Origin of the sequence: Formosa sejongensis (genome assembly GCF_033447105.1) — a bacterium.
In the GTDB taxonomy this organism is placed as follows: Bacteria; Bacteroidota; Bacteroidia; order Flavobacteriales; family Flavobacteriaceae; genus Formosa.
In genome coordinates, this window is sequence record NZ_JAWQUN010000017.1 from 1 (window position 1) to 26,123 (window position 26,123).

The following is a 26,123-nucleotide window of genomic DNA, read 5'->3' on the forward strand; positions in this document are numbered from 1 at the left end:
GTCCGCTAAGGTTGGGGCTTTCTGTAATTTCATAACCTAAAAATAAGACTTGAGAACTTAATTTACAAACAGTTATTCAATATAATAATAGATTCAATTGATTTGACCTTGCAACGGTCTTAACTTTTACCTAAATTGATTGAACTCACACAGCCAAAACAATTCATAAAAACACAAAAAAGCCCGATTCTTAAGAATCGGGCTTTTTAAATATGATTAAGTAATCTGAAAATTACATTACTAATAATTTACTTGAAGGTTTGAACTTTGTTAAGTTAATTCCTTCTACTGCAGCTTGATATTCAGCTAAATTAGGTGTTCTACCTAACATTGTAGATAAAACCACTACAGGAGTTGATGATAATAAAGATTCTCCTTTTTTCTCACCAGAATCTTTTACAACTCTTCCTTGGAATAAACGCGTAGACGTCGCCATTACAGTATCGCCTGGTTCTGCTTTTTCTTGGTTACCCATACAAAGGTTACAACCTGGACGCTCTAAGTACAACATGTTTTCGTATTTAGTACGTGCTGAAGCTTTTGGATCATTGTCGTCAAACTCAAAACCAGAGTATTTTTGCAATACTTCCCAATCGCCTTCTGCTTTTAACTCATCTACAATGTTGTAAGTCGGAGGAGCAACCACAAGAGGAGCATTAAACTCAACTTTCCCTTGTTGTGCCTCAATGTTCTTTAACATTTGAGCTAAAATTTTCATATCCCCTTTATGCACCATACAAGACCCGATAAATCCTAAGTCTACTTTTTTAGTACCACCATAAAAAGATAATGGTCTAATGGTATCATGCGTATAACGTTTAGAAACATCAGCGTTATTTACATCTGGATCGGCAATCATTGGCTCAACGATTTGATCTAAATCTACAACAACCTCGGCGAAGTATTTTGCATTAGAATCTGGAGTTAATGCTGGTTTATCACCTGTTTTAATCTCTTCGATTCTTTTGTTTGCTTTATTGATTAAACCTTGAAGAACATGTAACTTATTGTCCATTCCTTTATCAATCATGATTTGGATTCTACTTTTAGCAATCTCTAAAGATTCAATTAAAGTATCATCTTCAGAAATACAGATAGATGCTTTTGCTTTCATCTCGGCAGTCCAATCGGTAAATGTAAAGGCTTGATCGGCAGTAAGTGTTCCTAAATGAACCTCGATAATTCTACCTTGGAATACGTTATCTCCTCCAAATTGAGAAAGCATTTGTTGTTGCGTTGCATGAACAACATCACGAAAATCCATATAGCTTTTCATTTCCCCTTTAAACGTCACTTTTACAGATTCTGGAATAGGCATAGATGCTTCACCAGTAGCAAGTGCTAAAGCAACTGTTCCTGAATCTGCACCAAAAGCAACACCTTTAGACATTCTTGTATGGGAATCCCCACCAATGATTATTGCCCAATCATCGATAGTAATGTCGTTAAGAACCTTGTGAATCACATCGGTCATTGCTTTATATTTGTTTTCAGGATCTCTTGCAGTAATCAATCCGAAATCATTCATAAATTTCATCAATCTAGGAATGTTTGCTTTAGATTTATTATCCCATACAGAAGCTGTATGACAACCTGATTGGTAAGCACCGTCTACAATTGGTGATATAATTGTAGCAGCCATCATCTCTAACTCTTGCGATGTCATTAAACCTGTAGTATCTTGCGAACCTACAATATTTACCTCTACACGAACATCAGAACCCGCATGTAATATTGCGCCTGGAGTTACACCAACGGCATTTTTATTAAATATTTTTTCTACTGCAGTAAGACCTTGTCCTTCAATTGTAATTTCTTTTGACGTTGCATATACTGGCACAACATCAACACCTAATACTTTAGAAGCAAATGTTTGAAGTTTTTTACCAAATACAACAGCATAAGATCCTCCAGCTTTTATAAACTCAACTTTTTGAGGTGTTAATGATGCAGAAATATCCATTAATTCCTGATCACCATTATATAATTTTTTCTTTTTAGTATTCACTGTAAGCACAGTTCCTGTAGCAACAGAATAAGTTTCTTCAAGAATAGGGTCACCACTTTCGTCTCTTACCGTATTACCTTCAGCATCTTGCTTTTTAACCCAGTTTTTAAGATCGATCCCGATACCTCCGGTTACACCAACAGTTGTTAAGAAAATTGGAGAAATTCCGTTAGTACCCGCTATAATTGGAGCGATATTTATAAATGGAACATATGGGCTTGCTTTTATACCTGTCCATAATGCTACGTTGTTTACACCAGACATTCTTGATGACCCAACTCCCATTGTACCTTTTTCTGCAATAAGCATCACACGCTTATCTGGGTGTGCTTTTTGTACTGCTTTTAATTCGTTTTGTTGGGCTTTGTTATGTTCGAATAAACATTGACCATGTAACTCTCTATCAGAACGTGAGTGTGCATCTCCACCTGGAGACAATAAGTCTGTAGATATATCTCCGATACCTGCTACAAATGTAACGATCTTAATTTCTTCATCAATTTCTGGAAGTTTAGTAAAAAACTCAGCTTTAGCGTAGCTTTCTATAATTTCTTTAGCAATTACATTACCACTTTGGAAAGCCTCTTTTAAACGGTCTGTATCTGCCTCATAAAGGAACACTTGAGTCTTTAAAACAGCTGCAGCTTCTTTTGCTCTTTCAACATCTTCACCTAAGGCAAAATCCAACAAGACCTCTATTGAAGATCCTCCTTTCATGTGTGACAATTGCTCTAAAGCAAAAGCAGGTGTAATTTCTTCGACTACAGATTCACCAAGAATAATCTCCTTTAAAAACTTAGCTTTTACACTAGCAGCACTTGTAGTACCAGGTAAAACATTATAGATAAAAAAGTTAAGAGAATCTGCTCTATACTCATTATCTAAATCTTTAATTTGAGCAATGATTTCGCTTAGTAATTCAGCACCATCAATTGGCTTTGGATGAAGTCCCTGACCTTTTCGTTCTTCGATCTCCTTAATGTAATCTTTATAAGTAGTCATAAATAATATTTTTTTTTATCAATATTAGATTAGTGTAAGTTTATAAAACTGTAATTTGTAAATAAATTCCGTTTTTCCTATTTGCTTAAATCGCAAAATAACTATCTCTGTATTTGTATCTTGACAGGCCAAACTTACAGGAGCGAAATCGATATAAAATTTTCTTCATGTAAATTCATTTGTTGGCTTTTGTCCCTAGAATTGTAATTTTTTTTCAGATTGTATTTAGGATTTTCTACAATTTCTTGCACACTACCCACACATAACGTCCTTATTGAGATTACTCTTTAACCCTATAGATATCAAATACTAGACAACTTCTTTTTAAAACTTTGCAAACATAAAAAATTTAAGGCAAAGTTTTAAAAAGAAAGCCTGTAATACACTCATAAATGATACTAAATTTTTATAGTACCATAAAAATTAAACATCATTGCGATTAACCTTTATTTTTAATACAATTATTACGAATTCTTTAAATTATTTTAAAAAAATAATCACAAATTTAGAATATCTTAATACAATTATAGGCATTTCAATAAATGTTTACCATATGAAGGGGAAAAAGAAGAAAAAAACTAAAAATGGTTATAAATAAATAGGACCTATTGAAAAATAACAGCACTTGGCATGGTGGACGTAAACCAAATACTATAGCTTAATCTCCTCCAAAATTCAGTAAAAAACTTACTGAATTAAAACAAACTTTTAATAATATGACTTTCGGAAACACCTTCGGCTTCTGCCTTATAATTTTTAATGCTACGATGTCTTAAAACACCGAAAGCTCCGGCTAGAATATCTTATATGTCTGGTAAAATTAATCCAAAGTTTTTAAATTGTATTTTGCAATTATTAATTGAAGTTACTAACAATTGCTTCTTTATTAATTTTACCTTTAATCCTTTTAATTAAACATTTCAATATTTTAAAGAAACAAACTGGTTCATATTTAATATTAAGCATGATAACCTTTGTTTTGTTTATTAGTAAAAACATCATCATTTCAGGCTATCCATTATACCCTATCCAACAGTTTGGTTCAATAGATTTAGATTGGAAAGTACCAAGCAACATTATCGAATTTTATAAAACTGAAACCTACCTTGAAGGTATGAATAATACTAATATTACATTTAATAATTTTTCGGAAAAATTTAAATTTTGGCTGTTTTTACCTAAACTTGACGGGTTGTTTAACAAAATGTATCTTATTTTAATAATAACCTTTCCTTTGATTATCTATAAATTAAAAAATAAAACACCACTATTAATTATATACTTATTAGCTATTTTACAATTCATACCATTGTGGCACACATCTCCTCAATATCGATTCTTTTTTGTTTTTATAGCATTTTTGGCAATTCAGGAGTTATCTTTTATATTAAAAAATAAGAACTTAAAAGTGTATTTGGTGGTTTTCGCATCGATTATTACGGCCATACCTGTCTTTATATCTATTAATTTAAATAGCTTTACTAGTAATCATTTTGCTATGACATTAGATACTTTTAAACTGAAAAATATTTTTACTCCGGAAAAGAATACTAAAACACTTACAGATTTCACAAAAGAGACTATTGATGGTTTCGAATTTTACTCGCCAAATGAAGATATATATTTTTGGATTACAGGCGATGGAAACCTACCCTGCGTTAATAAAAAACAAATAGAATACTTTCATAAATACTATAAATATATTCCTGAATTACGTTCCAAAAAACTAAATGATGGTTTTAGATCTAAAAAGTTGAATTGAAAAATAACCTTGTCAATCTTTACTGACATTATTAAAACAAGCTTTTTATAATATTACTTTCGGAAACACCTTCGGCTTCTGCCTTATAATTTTTAATGATACGATGTCTTAAAATACCGAAAGCTACGGCTTGAACATCTTCTATGTCTGGTGAGAATTTGCCACGTACAACAGCATGTGTTTTGGCTGCTAATATAAGATTTTGAGATGCTCTTGGACCGGCACCCCAATCGAGATAATTTTTAACTATTTCTGGAGCAGTTTCAGAATTTGGTCTTGTCTTGCCTACCATTTTTACCGCATACTCAATAACATTATCGGCTACTGGCACACGACGTATAAGTTTTTGAAAATTAACAATCTCGTCTGCACTAAATAATGGGTTTACCGTAACAACTTTATCTGTCGTGGTTGCTTTTACCACATCTACTTCTTCTTGAAACGATGGATAATCTAAATGAATCGCAAACATAAAACGGTCTAATTGGGCTTCTGGCAACGGGTACGTTCCCTCCTGCTCTATCGGGTTTTGAGTAGCTAAAACAAAATAAGGAAGATTTAATTTGTAATGTTGTCCTGCTACAGTTACAGAGCGTTCTTGCATCGCTTCTAATAAGGCTGCTTGTGTTTTTGGAGGCGTTCTGTTAATTTCGTCTGCTAAAATAATATTCGCAAAAATAGGGCCTTTTATAAACTTAAAATTTCTGCTTTCGTCTAAAATTTCACTTCCTAAAATATCACTAGGCATTAAATCTGGCGTAAACTGAATACGTTTAAAATCTAATCCTAAAGCTTGAGAAATGGTGTTCACCATTAAGGTTTTAGCTAATCCAGGAACACCAATTAATAAGGCATGACCACCAGAGAAAATCGAAATTAATATCTGCTCTACTACCTGATCTTGACCAATAATAATCTTAGATATTTCGGTTTTTAAAGCGCCAAATTTCTTAACAAATTGTTCTACAGCAGCAACGTCTGACATCCTTATTTTTTTAACCAGTTACTTGCAAAATCACAATCTCGATAACCACCACTTATTTTTATATAAGTCTCAGAAATCGTTTCATCTTGCCATTTTTCAATCGCTTTTAAACGCTTTTCATCTAAGGCTAACTCTTTAATTTTAAGATAATCTTGAGCATAGTTTGCAACATGTTCGTCTACACGTTCGGTTACAGTAAGAATTTTAAAAGAAATTTTTCCTGTTCGATCTTGATCCTTTAATACTAAACTGATTTCGTTGTCTTCTAAACTTTGAATTTGGCCATACAATTCAGTATCCATTTTCGTTAATTCAAAATTATAATCTTGGGTCTGTGGATTTATTAATTGTCCACCGTCGTACTTGGTTTCTGTTTCTTCACTATATTTTTTAGCAGCATCAGAAAACGTAATTTCTTCATTTACAATTTCGACTCTTACACTATCTATTTTTTCTTTAGCACCTGTAATTTGTTCATTAGACACTTCAGGAATTAATAATACATGACGCACATCGTATTCTTGACCTCTAATTTTTTCTAAATAAATAATATGATACCCGTATTCTGTAGCAAAAGGTTCAGAAATCTCACCTTCTTTTAATGAAAATGCAACCTGTCTAAATTCCTTAACCATTTTAGGCTGCTTACGGTTTAGCGTATATAAACCACCGTTTCCAACAGAGGCTTTATCGTCTGTATACAACACCACTTTAGAACGGAAACTAGCTCCATTTTCTAAAACATCTGCTTTCATTTCTTTTAAACGTACTATTACTTTTTCTTTTTCAGCTTCAGTAACTTCTGGTTCAACTACAATTTGTGCCACTCTTAATTCAGTTCCAAACACAGGGCGTTCATCTTCAGGTATAGCATTAAAAAACTCACGAACTTCTTCAGGAGTAATTTCAACATCTTCTATAATCTTCATTTGCATTAATTGAGCAAGTTTCTGAGTCTTATTAATTTCAAATATTTCATCTCTCAGACTTTGTTCATTTTCCTTATCATACACCTTTAATAAGGCATCCATAGACCCATTGGTTTGTTGCAAAAATTGTTGAATTGTTTGATCTACAATCTGGTAAATCTCAAGATCAGCTACCACAATACTATCTTGTATTGCTTGATGTGCATATAATTTTTGTTCTAGAAGCGTTCCGAATAATTCACAACTTGTAATAGATTCAGTATCTATACCCTGAGCTTGATATTGTAGAATTGTTTTATCGACATCTGAATCCAAAACAATATAATCTCCAACTACAGCTGCAACACCATCAATTTTTACAGCTCCTGCACTAACTACAGAGTCTTTTACCTTTTTTGGCTCAACTACTGCTTTTGTTTCTGGAACTTCGTCTGGGATAATTTCTTGTGCAAATATGCTATTTACAGAAAGGATAAAGCTTAAAAATAAAGCCTGTTTTAGGTTAATTATAGATTTCAAATTGTTTGTTCTTAATTGCATCTTTTGTAATATCTTTTTCTAAATCTCTAATGAGTTCTAATTTTCTTTTATTAATCACGATTTGATCAATGGTAGGTTTCACGTATTCCAATGGTGCCGTGCTACCACGTAATAAAACGTCGTTAACATGCATCAAATATACTCCTAATGAATCTTTGAGTTGTATAAAATTAGATTTTTTTAACAGTTGCTCTCTATTTTCGGCTGAAACCACTGGAATCTTACTTAAAACTTGACTTACCTTTATCCAAATAGAGTCGTTTATTGCATAGGATTTAAATTGAATTGAGATAGAGTCTAATTCCTTTTTATCTTCAGTATTAAATCGTTTAAATTTGGTCTGAAGATCTTTAAAATCCAACCTATTTTCGTCTACATTTATATAACGAAACTTGATTAAATCTTCATTTAATTTAAATGCTTCTATATTTGCTTTGTAATACTTTTCGGCTTCAGATATAGACACCGCTGTATCTATACTGCGTTGCACCAAAGCTTCTAAATAGGCTTTGGAATATAGGTCTCTTTTATACTGATTGACTAAACGTTGAAAGTTGTCTAGTTTTGTTTCATTTAAATTCCGTTTAGCACCATCTACTAGCAGTTCTTGAGTCGCCCAACGTGTAATAAAATTCTGAACCAAAAGCGTACTATCTTCCTTAGGAGTGCCTTCATCAACCAACTCCTTTATATCTTCTAGATACAAAAAAGAATCGTTAACACGAGCGACTGGAATACGCGTATCTTCGTTTTTAAAAAGTTGACATGACGTTAAACTTAGTAATGCGAATACTATTAAAATTTTTCCGTTCAATTATTGGTTATTAATTTGATTTCTTACTTTAGTTAATACACTTTCGTTAATTGTAATTGTATATTTAGTATATAATTCTTGCATCCATAGGTCTTCTTTTTCTGTTTGAAAATCACTAATTACAGTACCTCTGGCGTCTTCGTAAGATTTGGGTGTTTTTGGAAGTACTTTATTCACTTTTGCTACAATATACCCCTCGTTAAATTCGTATATTTCTGAAATCCCTGATTTAAATTCAAAATTTTCTGGAAGGCTCTGATTATTTAGTTCAAAAATTCCTGTCGTAAATATGACATGAATTTCGTCGGATACATTTAATTTTGATTTAATGTCTTCTAAAGGTACATTCTTTTTTAATAATTTGGCAACCTTCTTAATATCCTTTTTACTAACTGAAGCCCCTACAATTGCATCTACACGGGGCTCCCAATTGTAATCGTTTTTATGAATATTGTAATAGGCTTGCACGGCTATAGTATCTGAATTTCCAGAATTCCAGATTTCGGAATCCATTAAGTCGAACAATAATAAACCGTCTCTATATTCACCAACAATATTGGCAAACTCAGGATTTTCTAGTTCTAAATTAGCTTCTTGATACGCTTTTAATTCCCGATCTAAAAACGCCTCATAATTTACATCTACAATTTTACTATAAGGTGTTTTATCAGTAAACAGAGATTGACGTTGTTGCATAAATAATCCAAAATCGTAATAACTAAAGGTTTTCACACCTAGAGTAAATAACGTATTCTCTCCTTTAAAATTTGAAGGCAATTCCCAAGTATTTTTATAATAATTTTTATTTAAAATCTTAATAAAATAAGGCAAAGCGGGTTGCACATCTGCAATCTTATAATTAATTTTTAAATCTTGAATACGAGTCTCGTTAATTCGCTCAGAACGGCTATCTTGTTTCACCTTTTCTTCAAGTTCTGCTTTCGTTTCATCAAATGAAGGCACAGGTTTTTTTTCTAATAATTTCACAATATGCCAGCCGAAATCCGTTTTAAAAGGTTCTGAAACGTTTCCTATAAGCACTAAACTAAAGGCTTGTTCTTCAAACTCTTTAGACGATAATTGTCCCGAAGAAAAAGGAGATAACTCGCCTCCTTTATCTGCAGAAGACTTATCATCTGAAAACTGTTTTGCCAAGGTTTCAAAACTTTCCCCTTGATTTAATTTCTTATAGATTTCACTAATTCTAGCTTCAGGATCTGAAATAGTATCCCCTACTTTATTATTCGCTACCATTATATGCGACACCTTAACAGTACCAAGTGCTGGTCGTTTGTCTGTAACTTGCACAACATGATACCCAAAACGGGTTCTGAATGGTTGAGAAACATCTCCTACTTGTGTATTATACGCTGCATTTTCAAAACTATAAACCATTTTAAAAGCCGAGAAATATCCTAAATCTTCAACATAAACACTTTCACCATTATGAACTTCTTTTTTAACATCATCGAAGCCTTCATCGATTAAACGTTTTCTCAATTTCACAATTTCCATATAAGCGAACAAAGTATCTTGTGGAGATGCATTTGGATCTACTTTCACTAAAATATGGCGGGCTTGTACATCTGTTTTTAATCGCAAATAAGCCTCTTCTACCAATTCTTCGGTAACCGTATTATCGGTTAAATAATTTTGAGCTAATTGATTTCTGTAGGATTGTAATTCTTTTTTATAAGATATCTTTTCATTAAATTTTAATGAATTCGCCTCAGCTAATTTTAATTTATAATTAATGAATAATTGCAGGTAAGCATCTACATCTTTTTGAGATTCGTCTTTAACTAAATCTAAATTCTTGTTGTAAACTCTAACAAATTCTGATGCATATACAGGTGTTTCATCCACCTTAAAAAGAACATCATCTGTAGTAATTTGTGCAGTACCAATAAAAGAAACGGCAAGCAAAAGCAAACATAAAACGGATTTCAATTTCATTATTAATAATTTAATGTGAACAAAAATAGCAATATAAACATATAAAGCAAGTTGCTTTAACAAACGTAGTTAAGTAAACTTTAGTATTTTTAATAGCTAGAGGCTTTTAAAGATTAGATTATAAGGTTTGGATCACTAAAAATGAATTTAACTCTGTACTTATTATGTATAACACTACTAAACACTGGTTTAAATTATACTTTAAAAACAAGGCACAATATACTGCGAGAAGACAAAACCTGAAAAAGGAATTCGTATTTTTGTTAAAACTTTAACACATGCGACAACTAAAATTAATTTGGGATTTTCGAGGACCTCACGCTTTAAAAACCGCAGAGCATCATGAAATCCATTTAAAAGAATATATAGAACGTGAAAAATTAGATATTTCTATAACCGGCTTTTCTGCTATAACCGATATGCATGCCATTGCGTTTATGGTGGTTAACGAGTCGGAAATGAAACCTTTACGAGATCGTTTAAAACCACATCGCGGACAAGTATACTTATCAGAATCGTAGAAAACCACATTAATATTTATGATATTTTCACGCCTATTCTATATGGTTTTAAACTACATTTGCACATTGAAATTTTCAAGTGCCCTTTACTATGTTAAACGATAGACGAACAACTAATTTATTATTATTTATTATTGTAATTCCGTTAGTATTTTATTTACTAAAAATACTTTCATTTATTTTTGTACCCCTTATTTTCTCTATGTTTATTGCGTTACTTTTCTTACCAATAATGAGATGGTTAACAAAACGGAATTTACCTAAAGCTGTAAGCATAATTGTTATTGTGCTAATCATATTAGTCTTTTTTAAGTTAGCTAGCTTTCTAATACAGTTATCTAGTAGAGAAATTTTATCTACTAGTGATGCATTTATATTTAAAGCTGAACAGAAACTTAAGTATTTAATTTTTAATATAGAAGATTTCTTTGGTACCGATTTTATTAAAGATAACATTAGTATTTCTGAACAATTATTAGATAAGGACACGCTTGTTAGTAATTTGGGGCCAACAATAAATTTCCTGCGCTCTACGATAACTATGGTCTTAATGACAGCGTTCTTCGTTGTATTATGGCTAGCAGAATCCATAAACGTTCATAACTTATTAAATCGCACTATTTTAAAACAAAAACATACCTCGGTCAAAACCTTTATGAAAATCGAAAAAGATCTTATAAAATTTATTAAAGTAAAGGTTTTTGTAAGTCTAATGACAGGGATTTTCACGGGATTAGCATGTTATGCTTTCGATGTTAGTTTTCCTATATTCTGGGGGTTATTTGCATTTATCATCAACTTTATACAAATGGTGGGCTCTTTTATAACTGTAATATTACTGTCTATCTTCGCTTTTGTAGAAATAGAAGTAAGCAGTACCTTATTCTTTTTTATAATGAGTATTACAGGAGTTCAAGTTATGTTTGGAACGATCTTAGAACCTGTATTTATGGGAAAATCTTTTTCAATAAACATCATTACGGTACTTGTAATGCTTATGTTATGGGGATTTATCTGGGGCATCCCAGGTTTAATTATGGCAATACCTATAACGGTTTTCGTGAAAATTATTTTAGAACAGTTTCCTAGCACAAAACTTATTGCCAGTATTCTATCTAAAGGTTAATGCCGTTCTGGAGGCATGGTTCCAAATACTCTATCCCAAAACCGGTTTGAAACACCAAATGCTTTATTAGGATATTTATAATGATGTAAACTGTGATGCAACCATAACTTCTTAAATCGTTTTGGTGGTCTATTAACATGAGTAGCGCGATGTACAAATGAATACATTAAATACCCACTAAAGAAACCAGGGAAGAAACCATAAACCAAAGTGGTAATTCCTAGTAACCAAAACACGACAAAGAATATTCCGAACAGAAAACTCGCTAAGATTAAACCAGGAACTGGAGGCATTAATAAACGGTCTTTGTCTCTTGGAAATTCATGATGAGAGCCGTGCATTACAAAATGAAAACGTTTAGACCATTCGGCATCGGTAACCCAATGAAAAACATAACGATGTAAAATATATTCGGCAAGAGTCCAGAAACACATTCCAAACACATACAGTCCTATAAAATTTAATATCGAGATTCCTTGAACTGAAATTGCCCAGTATACCATTAGCGTAATAGCTAATCCGTATATTATAATATTTGAAACAGGGTTGGTTTTTGTTAAGGACTCTAGAAATGGATTCTTAAATATCTGAGCCTGGCCATGTTCATACTTTTTAGAAAGTTGTGGTTCCATTATCTTTATTTTTGCAATAAAAATACAAAATATCCGGAATTTTAAAAACCAAATAATTAAAACCCATAAAAAATAACATAAAAAACTCCAATTAAAACTTAAAAGTGTTCTAATTGGAGTTTTTTATTATGATAATGAAAGCTTTAATTACTTCCTTAAAAACCTTCTATCTTGAATAGTTTGGAGATTCATTTGTAATGGTAACATCATGCGGATGACTTTCATTAATCCCACTAGCTGTTATTTTTACAAAACGTCCTGTTTCTTTTAACGTCGCAATATCTTTTGCACCACAATACCCCATACCTGCACGTAAACCACCAACAAACTGATGAATACTTTCGTATAAATCACCTTTATAATCTACACGTCCTACAATACCTTCTGGTACTAATTTTTTAATATCGTCTTCTATATCTTGGAAATAACGGTCTTTACTACCTTCTTTCATAGCTTCAACAGAACCCATTCCGCGATACGATTTAAATTTTCTTCCTTCGTAAATAATAGTATCACCAGGCGATTCTTTAGTACCTGCTAATAACGACCCTAACATTACAGTGTCTGCACCTGCTGCAATAGCTTTAGGAATATCTCCTGTATAACGAATTCCACCATCTGCAATAACAGGGACACCAGAACCTTTTATGGCTGCAGCCACTTCTAATACTGCAGAGAACTGAGGAAAACCAACTCCTGCTACGATACGAGTTGTACAAATAGATCCAGGTCCAATACCTACTTTAACAGCATCTGCACCAGCTGCAACCAAATATTTAGCAGCTTCGGCTGTTGCAATATTTCCTACAACGACATCTAAATCTGGAAATTTCGCTTTTACCGCTTTTAATACATTTACCACACCTTTTGTATGTCCATGAGCTGTATCTATAATAATAGCATCGATACCCGCATTGTATAATGCTTCGGCACGGTCTACAGCATCGGCAGTTACTCCAATAGCAGCAGCTACACGTAAACGTCCGTAAGTATCTTTATTCGCAATAGGTTTTTGGGTAAGTTTTGTAATATCTCTAAAAGTAATTAGTCCAATTAATTTATAATCGGCATCTACTACTGGTAATTTTTCAATTTTCTTTTCTTGTAAGATAACTTCAGCATCTTTTAAGGAAGTCCCTTCTGCTGCAGTTACTAAATTTTTTGTAGTCATGATTTCAACAATCGGACGATCATTTTCATGTTCGAAACGTAAATCTCTATTGGTAACAATACCTTTTAATATTCCATTTTCATCTACAATAGGAATTCCACCAATACTATGCTCACGCATACTATTTTTAGCATCTATAACTTTAGCGGTTAAAGGCAAAGTTACAGGATCGATAATCATACCGCTTTCTGCACGTTTAACTTTACGCACTTCTTGAGCTTGTTGCGTAATCGTCATGTTTTTATGCAACACACCAATACCACCTTCTCTAGCAATAGCAATTGCCATAGCGCTTTCTGTAACCGTATCCATGGCTGCAGAAATAATAGGTACATTAATAGTAATGTTTCGTGTAAATTTTGTTTGAATATTTACCTCTCTTGGTAAAATTTCGGAGAATGCTGGAACTAATAAAACGTCGTCGTAGGTTAGTCCTTCGCCTATAATTTTGTTTTCGTGTGCTGTCATGGTGCAATTAAGATGTAATTGCATGCAAATATACTATTTTTAATAGTATAAACGGAAGTGAATTCACGTATTTTTAATCGGACGTTTTTAAATACTGAAAATGTGCCTTTACAGCATAATAATATTTGTCATCTTGTTTTTTTATAAATTGACCGAAAATTTTAGCACCCTCTTAACAAACCATCTGTAGACACCTTTTCCTTTAGATATTTAACAAATCTAATTTAAACTTTTAACATCCGTTTTTTTGTACACAGATTCTTGCCATGCTAACTCTTCGCTGTGAAACAGATCTAAACCAAAAACTTCAGCTGTTTCATTTTTTTATACAAGGTTTGACGATAGTTTTTTATCTCTACTGTTCTATTTTAGTAGGATTAGTTCTAAATACATAAGCAAAAAGTATCGTAAAAATCACATATATTACTGTGAGTGAAATAATAATCTCTGTATGTGTTTTTATATTCGTGAAAATTTTAACTAATGCAATTGCCCCAACTCCAAAATGCATAAGATTTCCAATTGCAATGGGTCTATTATATATTCCTCCAATTAGAGTTCCTTTTGCCATCCCATTTAATATTGCAAAACCCAAATATAATGCACTCAATATTTTCAAAAAGAGTATTGTAATAATATTTGGTTCAACATTTAGATAGTTCGCTATTTCATCTGGTAAAAAAGAAAGAAGGATTCCAATAATTCCCAAGAATAATGCACTTGCGGTCATTAATAATTTTGTATTCATTTTTATTATTTAGTAATGATAATTAGTTGGTAGCTATAAGTTTAATATTTTTACAAATATTGCCTCCACATAATGAAAGTGGTTTCCTTAGTAGTTTTAGAGATTTTTTAAATAATTTAAGATAGAAATTCAGTATTAAAACCCTTTTATTTTATCATGAAAAGGCAATATCCATGTTTTATGTTTAAAAGATTCTTTTTGCTGAAATAAATCAACTTCAGAATTTAAATAAGGCTCACTTTGTCTACCGTTGAGCGACACCGTTCCTTCTGCGTAAACTTCAATTTGATTATGTCCTTCAGATATAAAATGTCGTCCTAAATAATGCGCGTATTCAAGAATAAAATCGGGTTGATAGCTCATTTGATTTTCTTGTCTTGACGTTAAAAAATCGGAATTATCAATTAGAAACTCCTCTCCCGTTTCGGAATCAATCACTTTAAATGTGGTTGTTCCAGATTTCTCTATGAGTGAAGTCCGCCATGAAAACAAATACCCCTCGCCTGTCCAAAACAACTCTCCTTCGTATAACACATAGCGCAACGGAAACAACAGTTGAAAAACAAAAAATAGTCCTACAATCCATATTGGTAACACTGTTCTATATTGAAAATTTTTAGACATTTTTAATGCTGAAGACAGGTTCAATACATGCTGAATTGGCGATAAAAATGCGCGTAAGATTAAGAGTGCCTTTTGATGCCATTCGGCTGAGAAAAAAATAGGCGCACTAATAATTAGTATTAAAGGAAACATCCCCATTGGGAATAGCGTTTGCGATAACAATTGATAAGCAATTAGCAAAATAAAAGCTAATAATCGCGTGCGTTTACTAAGTAACAAAAACGGTAGTGCTAAATCTAAAAGCATAAAACTCCAACTTAAAGCATAGTGAAACCAACTCGATTGTAATAAAGATTCCCCTATAAACGGAATATTTTTATTTGAAGTTAACCATAACTCTAATGGCATTGCTCTTAATAACCAATCGGAATTTAACTTTGCCAACCCAGAATAAAAGAACACAATAAAAAACATGAATTTCACACTATCTACACACCATTTTGGAATGGTACGATACGAGCGCCTAGAACGTAAAGAATCTAATGAAAAAGCAACATTTGCTGGCAGAAATATCATTAAAAAACTTAATATCATTATAAAATAAGAAGCCGATTGATACATCGTTTTATCCAAGAATTGAATATATGTAAAACTTAAAAAGAAGGCCACTATTGCAATCCTATATTTAAAACCAAAAGCTACAAACACAGAAGATAAGGCACACAAAGCAAACAAAGCGTAAGTGTATATACCAAATGGTTTTACCCATTCGAAAGCATAAAATGTGAAATGAATTTTAGGTTCTAAATACAAAGATTCTATCCACCCTTTTTGCCAAAAACTTATTAAACTCGCAAACATTAACAAACCAAAACAGACTCTAAACACTACTAAAGGTGCTGGACTCGTAGTTTTATGTAAGTAAGTATTCACATTCAACATAATATTTTAAACTTAATTTTTAGCGTTCATTTTACTTTAATCATTAATAAAATGAAAACTTATTTTGGTACTATTTTTAAAAAACACTTCAGATCTATTCTTATCTCATCTAAATTTTAAAAAAAAAACGCACATAAACACAAATTTCTAAATATTAATTGGATAGATAAGGAAAATGAAGAATAAATACGAAATTATTCTAAAAAAAATTTAATGATAAATCGCAAACATTTTAGTAGCCTCATTATAAGCACTTTCAAAACTTAGGGCATTTAATTGGTTTACTTTTTTTGTTGTAAAATAAGAAAGTAATTTTTCGGTTGGCATATTTCCTGTTAATTCGTCTTTTGCCATAGGACAGCCTCCAAATCCTTGAATAGCACCATCAAATCGTCGGCAGCCTGCATTGTAAGCGGCATCAACTTTTTCAAACCATGTATTTGGTGTAGTGTGTAAGTGCGCACCAAATTCAATATCAGGATATTTAGGAATTAAATTCGAGAATAAATACTGAATATTTTCAGGGTTAGATGTACCAACAGTATCGCTTAACGATAAAATCTTCACACCCATTTTACTCAATCGTTCTGTCCAATCGGCAACCACATCTACATTCCAAGGGTCCCCATATGGATTTCCAAATCCCATAGAAATATATACCACAACTTCTTTATTATGTTGGTCTGCAATATTCAAAATCTCTTGTAAAGTCACAACAGATTCAGTAATAGTTTTATGCGTATTACGCATTTGAAAGTTTTCTGAAATAGAAAACGGATAGCCTAAATAATCGATTTCTTTATGGACAGAAGCATCTTGCGCTCCTCGGGTATTCGCAATAATAGCCAGTAATTTACTTGTGGTTTTAGATAAGTCTAATTTTGAAAGTACTTCGGCAGTATCGACCATTTGCGGGATGGCTTTAGGCGAAACAAAACTCCCAAAATCGATAGTATCGTAACCCACACGCAAAAGGGATTGAATGTATTGTACTTTGCGCTCTGTAGGAATAAAGGCTTTTATGCCTTGCATCGCATCGCGCGGACACTCTATTACTTTTACACCGTTTGCCATTAATTGTTAGCGTTTAGACTCTAAAAATACTATTATTTTTCTGAAAACAAGATGAAAATCGCAATCCCCGTAAACACAATGATTTGCATCCATTTTAAAAGTCCACCAACCCCTTTGTGTTGTTTTATATATTCTGATATTGACCCTGCTAAAACAGCTATAGCTGAAAAAATAAAGAATGAGATTCCCATAAAAATGAAGCCTAGTATATAGAATTGCTGAAGCGTACTCAAGCTGTCACTAAATAAAAAACCCGGAAAGAAAGCGAGAAAGAAAATAGACACTTTCGGATTTAAAACATTCATAATAAACCCTTGTTTAAATAACTGACCCCAAGTTTTATCTGGAACATTGTCGTTCGTTAATAAAACTTCTGCATCACTTTTAAAAACCTTATATGCTAAATACAGTAAGTACGATGCCCCTAATAATTTTATAAAAAAGAAAATAGAATCTGATGCTTTTATTATAGCAGAAACACCAAAAGCAACCAAAGTGGTGTGTACTAAACAGCCTGAAATCAAGCCAAAAACAGTCGCTAAACCAAACGATTTTCCGTTGGTTATACTTTGCATTAAAACATAAATATTATCCGGACCCGGAGCAATAGCCAGAATAGACGTTGCAAAAGCAAATGATATTAGTATATCGACATTCACAAGGCTACCTACGTTTTAAAATAGCCTTGTTAATTTTTTTAATAAGCGATGGCCCTTCATAAATAAATCCAGTGTAAATTTGAACAAGCGTTGCACCTGCATCTAATTTTTCTAGAGCATCTTCTGCAGAATGAATCCCTCCTACTCCAATAATTGGAAATGCTTTATTACTTTTTTCACTCAAGTACTTTATAACTTTTGTGCTTTTGTCTTTTACCGGTTGTCCGCTTACCCCACCATTACCAATAGTTTCAAGATTAGATGTTGTGGCTTTTAAATTGCTTCTATCTACAGAAGTATTAGACGCAATCACACCATCAAGTTGGGTTTCGCTAACTAAATCTATAATTTCATCTAACTGTGCATCATTTAAATCAGGAGCAATTTTAAGTAAGATTGGTTTTTCTTTACCAAAGGTTTTGTTTGCCTTTTTTACAGTATTTATTAATTCTAGCAGATAATCTTTATCGTTTAATTTCGCATGGCTACCTACGTTTGGACAACTCACGTTAAGCACAAAATAATCTACATAAGGATGTAAAGCATTAAAGCAGGTTACGTAATCTGTGGTATAATTTTCAGGTGTGGTTTGGGTGTTTTTACCAATATTTCCACCGATAAGAATTTTTCCTTTATTCTTTTTAAGCTGAGTAATTGCAGTTTCAACACCTTCATTATTAAAACCCATACGGTTAATTAAACCTTGGTCTTCAATAAGTCTAAAAATACGTTTTTTAGGATTTCCAACTTGAGGGATTGGAGTTACGGTTCCTATTTCGATAAATCCAAATCCGAAGTTTGCCAATTCATTAAACAACACGGCATTCTTATCAAATCCAGCTGCTAAACCTACTGGATTTTTAAATTTTAATCCGAATACTTCACGTTCTAGTTTCTGGTCTTCGACAACAAACAATGCTCTAAATAAACTGGATACTAAAGGGATTTTAGAAAGAAATCGCACCATAGAAAATGTAAAGTGGTGAACCTCTTCAGGGTCGAAACTAAAGAATAAAGGACGAATTAATAATTTATACATTATTGTTTTATTTATGCAAAAATACTTTTAATTAAAAAATCCTACAATTCAAAAAGCATAAATAATTAATAATAGTATTTTTGTGTAAAATATTACCCCTCATGATAAATAAACAACACCTTATAAACCGATTTGTAAGTTACGTAACTGTAGACACTGAATCGGATCCAGAAAGTAACACCACCCCAAGTACAAAAAAACAATGGAATCTTGCTAATGCGCTTGCCGAAGAATTAAAAGCTATTGGTTTAGATGATGTTTCTATAGACGAGAACGCATACATTATGGCCACGTTGCCAAGTAATGTAGACCACGATGTCCCAACAATAGGTTTTATTTCTCATTTCGATACCTCTCCAGATTTTTCTGGTGCAAATGTTAAACCTCAATTTATTGAAAATTACGACGGAAAAGATATCATTTTAAACAAAGAGCTAGACATTATATTATCGCCAGATTATTTTGATGACTTACTTTTATATAAAGGACAAACTTTAATTACAACCGATGGCACTACCCTTTTAGGTGCAGATGACAAAGCTGGAATTACAGAAATTGTTACTGCAATGGAATATTTAATTCAACATCCTGAAATTAAACACGGTAAAATTCGCGTTGGGTTTACACCAGATGAAGAAATTGGTCGTGGCGCTCATAAATTTGACGTTGAAAAATTCGGTGCAGAATGGGCTTACACTATGGATGGTAGTGAAATTGGAGAATTAGAATATGAGAATTTTAATGCCGCCGGAGCTGTAGTAACTGTTGAAGGTAAAATTGTACACCCTGGTTATGCAAAAGGTAAAATGATTAATTCCATGTATATCGCTACAGAATTTATTAACTCCTTACCACGTTTAGAAACACCAGAACATACAGAAGGCTATCAAGGCTTTTTTCATTTAACAGATATTAATGGGGAAGTAGACAGTACGACTTTAAAGTATATTATTCGCGATCACGATAAAGGACATTTTGAAGCACGTAAAGAAATGATGCAAAAATTAACCAACGAGTTAAATACGCAATATGGCCGCGAAGTGGTAACTATTGATATAAAAGATCAATATTTCAATATGAAAGAAAAAGTAGAACCAGTAATGCATATTGTAGATCTTGCTGAAGAAGCGATGAAACAAGTTGGAATTACTCCAAATATTAAAGCCATTCGTGGTGGTACAGATGGCTCTCAGTTAAGTTATATGGGTTTACCATGCCCTAATATTTTTGCTGGCGGACATAATTTTCATGGCCGTTACGAATATGTACCCGTAGAAAGTATGATTAAAGCCACAGAAGTGATTTGTAAAATTGCTGAACTTACAGCTAAACAATAACAACTGCGTTAGCGATTGTAATGGCATCCTTTTTTAGCTTTCATAAATGGCTAAAAAAGATATAACGAAAAGCGCGACCCTTTGGGTAACGCCCATAAAAAATGTCTGATGAACTTAAAAACTCATCAGACATTTTATTTTAACACTTCTATATTTATCAATCACCTATAAAGAGATTGATGTTTTTATATTCCGAAAAAATTAGTGGTATCTTTAACAGAATTATTTCTCGCATTAAAATTTGCCTTTAATAAGACAAATATTTGCTTAAATGCCAGATGTAAAAATTGTTAACAAGCATAGTTTGGCAAATATTTTGCGGACTGAACAAACAACACTTTAAACTAAGAAATGACCGATAATATATTTTTATACCGATTTGGAAAAATGACTAATGAAGAACTTGAAGCCATTAGTTTTAATGAAGATGTTTACACAGACGAAGCGCGTTTAACAGCTTTGGATATTCTAAAAAGTAGAGATATTAATACTGAAGCTGTTATTGCTGCTCATGATAGTTTAATGGCTGAAAGCCTCGCTACTAAAGAAATTGTTGTAGAATTGAAAGACGCTACCGAATCTCTTCCTCCAAACGCAAAATCTAAAGCAGAAGCTTTACCAGAATTATACTCGAAATTATTAATTTTAATTATATCCATTTTATTTTCAACCCTTTTTGGTAGTATTTTATTAATGGCTAATTTGAAGAAAATAGGACAAAGCAAAGGACGAACTCAAGTACTTATATTCTCTTTACTTTATCTCTTTTTACCTGTGATTCTTATTACAGTGTTTAATTTAGATAACAACCTTTCTATTTTTGCAAATGTTATTGGAGGCTTTATTTTAACGGAATATTTTTGGAATAAATTTATTGGTAAAACTTTTGAATATAAAAGACGAGATTGGGCTAAGCCTATATTAATTTCTCTGGCCATTACAATTCCTTTGGCTTATTTTGTAATTAAAAGTGGTATAGCATTTTAAATTTTACAAAAAAAACAACATAAAAAAACCTTCCAATATATTAGAAGGTTTTTTTAGTATAAAATAGTATGTCTATTTATTTAAGTACATTCTTCGACGAGAATAGATGTTGTAAAACTCATCGTCTTTTAAGCTATCAATAAATAAGATACTCTCTCCAGTACTTTTCATTTCTGGACCAAGTTTCTTGTTTACATTATGGAATTTATTGAAAGAGAAAACGGGTTGCTTAATCGCATATCCTTTTAATTCCGGTTTGAAATCAAAATCGGTTACCTTCTTCTCTCCTAACATTACTTTTGTTGCATAGTTAACGTAAGGTTCTCCGTAAGCTTTCGCGATAAAAGGAACAGTACGTGATGCTCTTGGATTGGCTTCGATTATATACACCAAGTCGTCTTTTACAGCAAACTGTATGTTTATTAATCCAACAGTATTTAATGCTAGAGCAATTTTCTTAGTATGGTCTTTAATTTGTTCCATAACCAAATCTCCTAAAGTGAAAGGTGGTAGTAGGGCATTACTGTCTCCCGAGTGAATTCCACAAGGTTCGATATGCTCCATTATACCAATGATGTAAACATTTTCACCATCGCAAATTGCATCGGCTTCAGCTTCGATTGCACCATCTAAATAGTGGTCTAAAAGCAATTTATTTCCTGGCATTCTGCTTAATAAATCAACAACGTGTTTTTCTAGTTCTTCTTTATTAATCACAATCTTCATTCCTTGTCCTCCAAGAACGTACGATGGACGTACTAATATTGGAAAATCTAGTTTGTCTGCAATTTCAGAAGCTTCATCTGCTGTAGTTGCAATATCAAACTCTGGGTAAGGAATATTATTTTCTTTCAACATATTAGAAAACAATCCACGATCTTCAGCTAAATCTAAAGCTTCAAAACTAGTTCCTAATATCTTAACGCCATACTTGGTTAATTTTTCAGCAAGTTTTAAGGCCGTTTGACCACCTAACTGAACGATTACACCTTCCGGCTTTTCATGTTTAATAATGTCGTAAATATGCTCCCAGAACACAGGTTCGAAGTATAACTTATCGGCTGTATCGAAATCTGTAGATACCGTTTCTGGGTTACAGTTAATCATGATGGTTTCGTAACCACATTCTGCAGCTGCAAGTACACCGTGAACACAACAGTAATCGAACTCGATTCCTTGTCCGATACGGTTTGGCCCAGAACCTAAAACAATCACTTTCTTTTTATCTGTAACAACACTTTCGTTATCTGCATAACGATTACCATCGGCAGTTTCTACATCACTTTCGAAAGTAGAATAGTAATATGGTGTTTTCGCTTGGAATTCGGCAGCACATGTATCTACTAATTTGTAAACACGATTTACACCAAGTTCTTCACGCTTATTATATACTTGACTCTCTAGACAGCCCAACATATGTGCTATTTGGCGATCTCCATATCCTTTTTGTTTAGCTTCTAAAAGTAAATCTTTCTGAATGTTATCTATTTTAAAAGTAGAAATTTCATTTTTAAGCACATGTAATTCTTCATATTGCTTTAAAAACCACATATCTATTTTTGTGATTTCATGGATTCGACTTAACGGAATTCCCATTTCAATCGCATCGTAAATAATAAAGACACGATCCCAAGACGCGTGAGTTAACTTCTCGATAATTTGATCGTAATTTTTATTCTCTTTACCGTCTGCACCTAAACCGTTACGTTTAATTTCTAGAGACTGCGTTGCTTTGTGAAGTGCTTCTTGGAACGAACGTCCAATACCCATCACTTCTCCAACAGATTTCATTTGAAGTCCTAAAGTTCTGTCTGAACCTTCGAATTTATCAAAATTCCAACGTGGTATTTTTACAATTACATAATCTAAAGTCGGTTCGAATAAAGCCGAAGTAGATTTTGTAATTTGATTTTGTAACTCATCTAAATGATAACCTATCGCTAATTTAGCAGCAATTTTTGCAATAGGGTAACCAGTTGCTTTACTTGCTAATGCAGACGAACGCGATACACGAGGGTTAATCTCGATTGCAATAATATCCTCATTCTCATCTGGAGACACTGCAAATTGCACGTTACAACCTCCTGAAAAATCACCAATATTACGCATCATATGAATAGACATATCACGCATCTTTTGATACGTTTTATCACTCAATGTCATTGCTGGCGCTACTGTAATAGAATCTCCTGTATGGATTCCAATAGGATCCATATTTTCAATAGAACAAATAATAACAACATTATCATTTGCATCTCTAAGCAATTCTAATTCGTATTCTTTCCAACCAATAAGTGCTTTATCAATCATTACTTCGTGTATAGGAGAGATTTCCAAACCACGCGTTAATAATTCATCGAAGTCTTCTTCTCTATATACAAAAGAAGCTCCTGCTCCACCTAAGGTGTAAGATGCTCTAATAATTAAGGGGAAACCAAATTCTTGAGCGATTTCTTTACCTTTTAAGTAAGATGTAGCTGTTGCTTGTGGTGCCATTGGAATACCAATTTTAAGCATCAACTCTCTAAATTGCTCTCTATCTTCTGTAATATTAATAGCATCAATATTAACACCAATAATATCTACTCCAAAATCTTTCCAAATTCCTTTCTCGTCGGCCTCAATACATAAATTAAGTGCTGTTTGCCCACCCATGGTAGGTAAAACGGCATCAATTTGTGGATGCTCCTCAAGGATTTTTACAATAGATTTTGTAGTTAGAGGCAACAAGTATACGTGATCGGCCATTGAAGGGTCGGTCATGATAGTTGCTGGATTCGAATTGATTAAAACGGTTTCTATTCCATCTTCACGAAGCGATCTTAAGGCTTGAGTTCCTGAATAATCGAATTCGCAGGCTTGCCCAATTACAATTGGTCCAGACCCTATAATAAGAATAGATTTTAGCTGTGGATTTTTTGGCATTGTATTATATTAAGATGTTGCTAAAGTAATTATAAACTAGATATAAAAAAAGGCGCTACGAATAGTAACACCTTTATATATCAACACATTGATATCATTATTTTTTATGTCTTGACTCAGAAGATACAGACAGTTTTTTTCTTCCTTTAGCACGTCTACGTGCTAAGACTTTTCTACCATTGGCAGAAGCCATTCTCTCTCTAAAACCGTGCTTGTTTCTTCTCTTTCTTTTTGATGGTTGAAACGTTCTTTTACTCATTGTCTTGTATCTTTAAAATCTTCAATATTCTATCTAAATGAAGTCTTGATGGTTTCGTCAAAACTGCGGGCAAATATACAAAGACTTTTTTATTACACAAACCTTATTTTAAAAATATTTTTTAGTAAAATTTTTAGTTTCTTTGTACTCCCAAATAACATAGTACAAATGATTCGATTTTTTCTAAAGATATTAGTAGTTTCCGTTATAGGTACACATACCGTATCTGCCCAATCCTTACTGCAATATCGCTTAAATATTGGAGATAGCATAACTATTCTTCAAGAAGCTACTCAGAATATTGTTAGGAACGAACAGGGTGTTGAACATACTATATTAAATAATTTGGAAGAGAATTACACGTTTAAAGTGTCTTCTAAAACAGACAGTACTTATACATTATCGTTTCGCTTTAATCAATTTAAACTTAAAACTACTTCTAATAAATTTGGTGTTTTAGTAGATGTAGACACAGACAAACCCGTTGCCGAAGGTGATACAGAAGGTAAAATATTTGATGGACTAACACTTTCTAAGTTACAAATAGAGATGTCTAATACCGGTAAAATTATTCAGGTTTATGGTACAGATAATATGATTAACAACATGATTAACTTAGCCGGAATAAAAGATGAATTCACGAAACAGTTAATGATAGAATCGATGAAGGCTGAATTTGGAAGTGAATCTTTATCTAAAAGTTTTGAGCAATTCACGCACATTTATCCGAAACAGAAAGTAGACATTGGAGACACGTGGACTAATGAATTTACAGGAGAATTTAATTCTAAGAACACATGGAAACTTCAAAAAATAACAGATTCTATCTTTTTAAATGCAGAATCTACTTTAAGTATGATTATTAAAGACGAACATACTAACCTATTATTAAAAGGCAAACAAATCATAGAAGTTAAGGCTGATAAAAAAACAGGCTTTATTGATGAAATGATTGTAAATGCTGAAGCTAGCAACATTACCAACTCAAGAAACCCAACAAAAATAACATCAATAACAACTTATAAAATTAAATAAAACACATGTACAACAAGAACATAAAATTAGTTATCGCCGGTTTAATTATTGCATACGCTGTTTATCAGTTTATCGAAGGAAACATTGGAAACGGTATTATGTTAATCTTATTATCGGCCATTTTTATCTTTTTATACTTTAAAAATGAATTTATTCTGCTTGCTTTCATGAAATTACGTAAGCAAGATTTTGAAGGCGCTACCAAATGGTTAATCAAAATTAAAAATCCAGAATCGGCTTTAGTAGCTAAACAACAAGGGTATTACAACTACTTACATGGTATTATGATATCTCAGACTAACATGAACGAGTCTGAAAAATATTTAAAAAAAGCAGTTGACTTAGGTTTAAACATGGATCATGATTTAGCCATGGCAAAATTAAGCTTAGCAGGTATTGCGTTATCTAAACGCAGAAAACAAGAAGCTAGCAAATTATTATCTGAAGCTCAAAAATTAGATAAACAAGGCATGTTAACTGATCAAATTAAAATGATGAAAGAAAACATGAAGCGTGCACAAGCTCCTAATCAACATTTTGGCGGACATAAGCAACCAAGAGGTGGAAGACGATAGTTTTTCATTTTAAAACATAAAAAAGGGCGTTGAATTAACTAATTCAACGCCCTTTTACTTTTTAT

General features: G+C 32.6%; 21 protein-coding genes and 1 pseudogene. 7 read left to right on the forward strand and 15 right to left on the reverse strand.

Annotated elements, in window-relative coordinates:
• Positions 1-232 precede the first annotated feature (232 nt).
• Both R6X41_RS14405 and R6X41_RS14410 read right to left on the reverse strand, forming a co-directional pair.
• A complete protein-coding gene (locus tag R6X41_RS14405) occupies positions 233-3,010 on the reverse strand; it encodes a bifunctional aconitate hydratase 2/2-methylisocitrate dehydratase (protein ID WP_318501047.1) in 2,778 nt (925 codons plus the stop codon).
• Between the two features lie 695 nt (positions 3,011-3,705).
• Positions 3,706-3,813, reverse strand: a pseudogene (locus tag R6X41_RS14410) (AAA family ATPase); the annotation flags it as partial.
• A gap of 56 nt (positions 3,814-3,869) precedes the next feature.
• Between R6X41_RS14410 and R6X41_RS14415 the strand changes: the two are divergent.
• Positions 3,870-4,772: a DUF8201 family protein gene (locus tag R6X41_RS14415; protein ID WP_412176271.1), complete on the forward strand. Its 903-nt coding sequence runs from the start codon at positions 3,870-3,872 to the stop codon at positions 4,770-4,772.
• Between the two features lie 31 nt (positions 4,773-4,803).
• Here the strand turns inward: R6X41_RS14415 and R6X41_RS14420 are convergent, their stop codons facing one another.
• From R6X41_RS14420 to R6X41_RS14435, 4 genes are read right to left on the reverse strand one after another with little or no spacing between them, the layout of a single operon-like run.
• Positions 4,804-5,757, reverse strand: coding sequence for an AAA family ATPase (locus R6X41_RS14420; RefSeq protein ID WP_318501049.1), 954 nt, complete (start codon positions 5,755-5,757; stop codon positions 4,804-4,806).
• Positions 5,758-5,759: 2 nt separating this feature from the next.
• Positions 5,760-7,205 carry a peptidylprolyl isomerase gene (locus R6X41_RS14425; protein WP_318501050.1) on the reverse strand — a complete coding sequence of 482 codons (1,446 nt, stop codon included), beginning with the start codon at positions 7,203-7,205 and terminating at the stop codon, positions 5,760-5,762.
• Positions 7,189-8,040: a peptidyl-prolyl cis-trans isomerase gene (locus tag R6X41_RS14430; RefSeq protein WP_318501051.1), complete on the reverse strand. Its 852-nt coding sequence runs from the start codon at positions 8,038-8,040 to the stop codon at positions 7,189-7,191. Before R6X41_RS14430 ends, R6X41_RS14425 begins: the two co-directional genes overlap by 17 nt.
• Positions 8,041-9,996 carry a peptidylprolyl isomerase gene (locus tag R6X41_RS14435; protein WP_318501052.1) on the reverse strand — a complete coding sequence of 652 codons (1,956 nt, stop codon included), beginning with the start codon at positions 9,994-9,996 and terminating at the stop codon, positions 8,041-8,043.
• A gap of 278 nt (positions 9,997-10,274) precedes the next feature.
• Here R6X41_RS14435 and R6X41_RS14440 point away from each other — a divergent pair, with 278 nt between their 5' ends.
• Positions 10,275-10,517 (forward strand): hypothetical protein, encoded by a 243-nt coding sequence (locus R6X41_RS14440; RefSeq protein ID WP_318501053.1) that lies wholly within the window; start codon positions 10,275-10,277, stop codon positions 10,515-10,517.
• A gap of 91 nt (positions 10,518-10,608) precedes the next feature.
• Complete coding sequence (locus R6X41_RS14445) at positions 10,609-11,643, forward strand: AI-2E family transporter (protein WP_318501054.1); 1,035 nt, start codon at positions 10,609-10,611, stop codon at positions 11,641-11,643.
• Here the strand turns inward: R6X41_RS14445 and R6X41_RS14450 are convergent.
• The 7 genes from R6X41_RS14450 to R6X41_RS14480 all read right to left on the reverse strand — a co-directional run bounded on the left by R6X41_RS14450 (position 11,640) and on the right by R6X41_RS14480 (position 18,940).
• A complete protein-coding gene (locus tag R6X41_RS14450) occupies positions 11,640-12,275 on the reverse strand; it encodes a sterol desaturase family protein (protein WP_318501055.1) in 636 nt (211 codons plus the stop codon). The genes R6X41_RS14445 and R6X41_RS14450 overlap by 4 nt on opposite strands.
• A 166-nt stretch (positions 12,276-12,441) precedes the next feature.
• The gene (gene guaB / locus R6X41_RS14455; protein WP_318501129.1) at positions 12,442-13,914 is read right to left on the reverse strand and encodes an IMP dehydrogenase; all 1,473 of its coding nucleotides are present in this window, start codon (positions 13,912-13,914) and stop codon (positions 12,442-12,444) included.
• Between the two features lie 355 nt (positions 13,915-14,269).
• Complete coding sequence (locus R6X41_RS14460; protein ID WP_318501056.1) at positions 14,270-14,662, reverse strand: hypothetical protein; 393 nt, start codon at positions 14,660-14,662, stop codon at positions 14,270-14,272.
• 135 nt (positions 14,663-14,797) lie between these two features.
• Positions 14,798-16,168 carry an HTTM domain-containing protein gene (locus R6X41_RS14465; protein ID WP_318501057.1) on the reverse strand — a complete coding sequence of 457 codons (1,371 nt, stop codon included), beginning with the start codon at positions 16,166-16,168 and terminating at the stop codon, positions 14,798-14,800.
• Positions 16,169-16,378: 210 nt separating this feature from the next.
• Complete coding sequence (locus R6X41_RS14470) at positions 16,379-17,242, reverse strand: hydroxymethylglutaryl-CoA lyase (RefSeq protein WP_318501058.1); 864 nt, start codon at positions 17,240-17,242, stop codon at positions 16,379-16,381.
• Between the two features lie 32 nt (positions 17,243-17,274).
• Positions 17,275-17,901 carry a LysE family translocator gene (locus R6X41_RS14475; protein ID WP_318501059.1) on the reverse strand — a complete coding sequence of 209 codons (627 nt, stop codon included), beginning with the start codon at positions 17,899-17,901 and terminating at the stop codon, positions 17,275-17,277.
• Positions 17,902-17,905: 4 nt separating this feature from the next.
• Positions 17,906-18,940 carry a quinone-dependent dihydroorotate dehydrogenase gene (locus R6X41_RS14480; RefSeq protein ID WP_318501060.1) on the reverse strand — a complete coding sequence of 345 codons (1,035 nt, stop codon included), beginning with the start codon at positions 18,938-18,940 and terminating at the stop codon, positions 17,906-17,908.
• 101 nt (positions 18,941-19,041) lie between these two features.
• On the opposite strand from R6X41_RS14480, the gene pepT reads away from it, so the two are divergent.
• Positions 19,042-20,277, forward strand: a complete 1,236-nt coding sequence (gene pepT, locus R6X41_RS14485) for a peptidase T (protein ID WP_318501061.1) — start codon at positions 19,042-19,044, stop codon at positions 20,275-20,277.
• 351 nt (positions 20,278-20,628) lie between these two features.
• Positions 20,629-21,264, forward strand: coding sequence for a hypothetical protein (locus R6X41_RS14490; RefSeq protein ID WP_318501062.1), 636 nt, complete (start codon positions 20,629-20,631; stop codon positions 21,262-21,264).
• Positions 21,265-21,336: 72 nt separating this feature from the next.
• Here the strand turns inward: R6X41_RS14490 and carB are convergent, their stop codons facing one another.
• Together carB and rpmH are read right to left on the reverse strand one after the other, a co-directional pair.
• Complete coding sequence (gene carB / locus R6X41_RS14495) at positions 21,337-24,189, reverse strand: carbamoyl-phosphate synthase large subunit (RefSeq protein ID WP_318501063.1); 2,853 nt, start codon at positions 24,187-24,189, stop codon at positions 21,337-21,339.
• Positions 24,190-24,286: 97 nt separating this feature from the next.
• Positions 24,287-24,448 carry a 50S ribosomal protein L34 gene (rpmH, locus tag R6X41_RS14500; RefSeq protein WP_038527912.1) on the reverse strand — a complete coding sequence of 54 codons (162 nt, stop codon included), beginning with the start codon at positions 24,446-24,448 and terminating at the stop codon, positions 24,287-24,289.
• A gap of 168 nt (positions 24,449-24,616) precedes the next feature.
• On the opposite strand from rpmH, the gene R6X41_RS14505 reads away from it, so the two are divergent.
• Positions 24,617-25,483 (forward strand): DUF6263 family protein, encoded by an 867-nt coding sequence (locus tag R6X41_RS14505; RefSeq protein ID WP_318501064.1) that lies wholly within the window; start codon positions 24,617-24,619, stop codon positions 25,481-25,483.
• 5 nt (positions 25,484-25,488) lie between these two features.
• A complete protein-coding gene (locus tag R6X41_RS14510; protein WP_318501065.1) occupies positions 25,489-26,058 on the forward strand; it encodes a DUF2892 domain-containing protein in 570 nt (189 codons plus the stop codon).
• The last annotated feature ends 65 nt before the right edge of the window (positions 26,059-26,123 follow it).

Excerpts from the sequence above, each read along its gene's own strand:
- carB (WP_318501063.1), bottom strand. The coding sequence starts at position 24,189 with ATGCCAAAAAATCCACAGCTAAAATCTATTCTTATTATAGGGTCTGGA.
- R6X41_RS14465 (WP_318501057.1), bottom strand. The coding sequence starts at position 16,168 with ATGTTGAATGTGAATACTTACTTACATAAAACTACGAGTCCAGCACCT.
- rpmH (WP_038527912.1), bottom strand. The coding sequence starts at position 24,448 with ATGAGTAAAAGAACGTTTCAACCATCAAAAAGAAAGAGAAGAAACAAG.
- R6X41_RS14435 (WP_318501052.1), bottom strand. The coding sequence starts at position 9,996 with ATGAAATTGAAATCCGTTTTATGTTTGCTTTTGCTTGCCGTTTCTTTT.
- pepT (WP_318501061.1), top strand. The coding sequence starts at position 19,042 with ATGATAAATAAACAACACCTTATAAACCGATTTGTAAGTTACGTAACT.
- R6X41_RS14510 (WP_318501065.1), top strand. The coding sequence starts at position 25,489 with ATGTACAACAAGAACATAAAATTAGTTATCGCCGGTTTAATTATTGCA.
- R6X41_RS14405 (WP_318501047.1), bottom strand. The coding sequence starts at position 3,010 with ATGACTACTTATAAAGATTACATTAAGGAGATCGAAGAACGAAAAGGT.
- R6X41_RS14440 (WP_318501053.1), top strand. The coding sequence starts at position 10,275 with ATGCGACAACTAAAATTAATTTGGGATTTTCGAGGACCTCACGCTTTA.
- R6X41_RS14490 (WP_318501062.1), top strand. The coding sequence starts at position 20,629 with ATGACCGATAATATATTTTTATACCGATTTGGAAAAATGACTAATGAA.
- R6X41_RS14450 (WP_318501055.1), bottom strand. The coding sequence starts at position 12,275 with ATGGAACCACAACTTTCTAAAAAGTATGAACATGGCCAGGCTCAGATA.
- R6X41_RS14470 (WP_318501058.1), bottom strand. The coding sequence starts at position 17,242 with ATGGCAAACGGTGTAAAAGTAATAGAGTGTCCGCGCGATGCGATGCAA.
- R6X41_RS14420 (WP_318501049.1), bottom strand. The coding sequence starts at position 5,757 with ATGTCAGACGTTGCTGCTGTAGAACAATTTGTTAAGAAATTTGGCGCT.
- guaB (WP_318501129.1), bottom strand. The coding sequence starts at position 13,914 with ATGACAGCACACGAAAACAAAATTATAGGCGAAGGACTAACCTACGAC.
- R6X41_RS14480 (WP_318501060.1), bottom strand. The coding sequence starts at position 18,940 with ATGTATAAATTATTAATTCGTCCTTTATTCTTTAGTTTCGACCCTGAA.
- R6X41_RS14445 (WP_318501054.1), top strand. The coding sequence starts at position 10,609 with ATGTTAAACGATAGACGAACAACTAATTTATTATTATTTATTATTGTA.
- R6X41_RS14505 (WP_318501064.1), top strand. The coding sequence starts at position 24,617 with ATGATTCGATTTTTTCTAAAGATATTAGTAGTTTCCGTTATAGGTACA.
- R6X41_RS14460 (WP_318501056.1), bottom strand. The coding sequence starts at position 14,662 with ATGAATACAAAATTATTAATGACCGCAAGTGCATTATTCTTGGGAATT.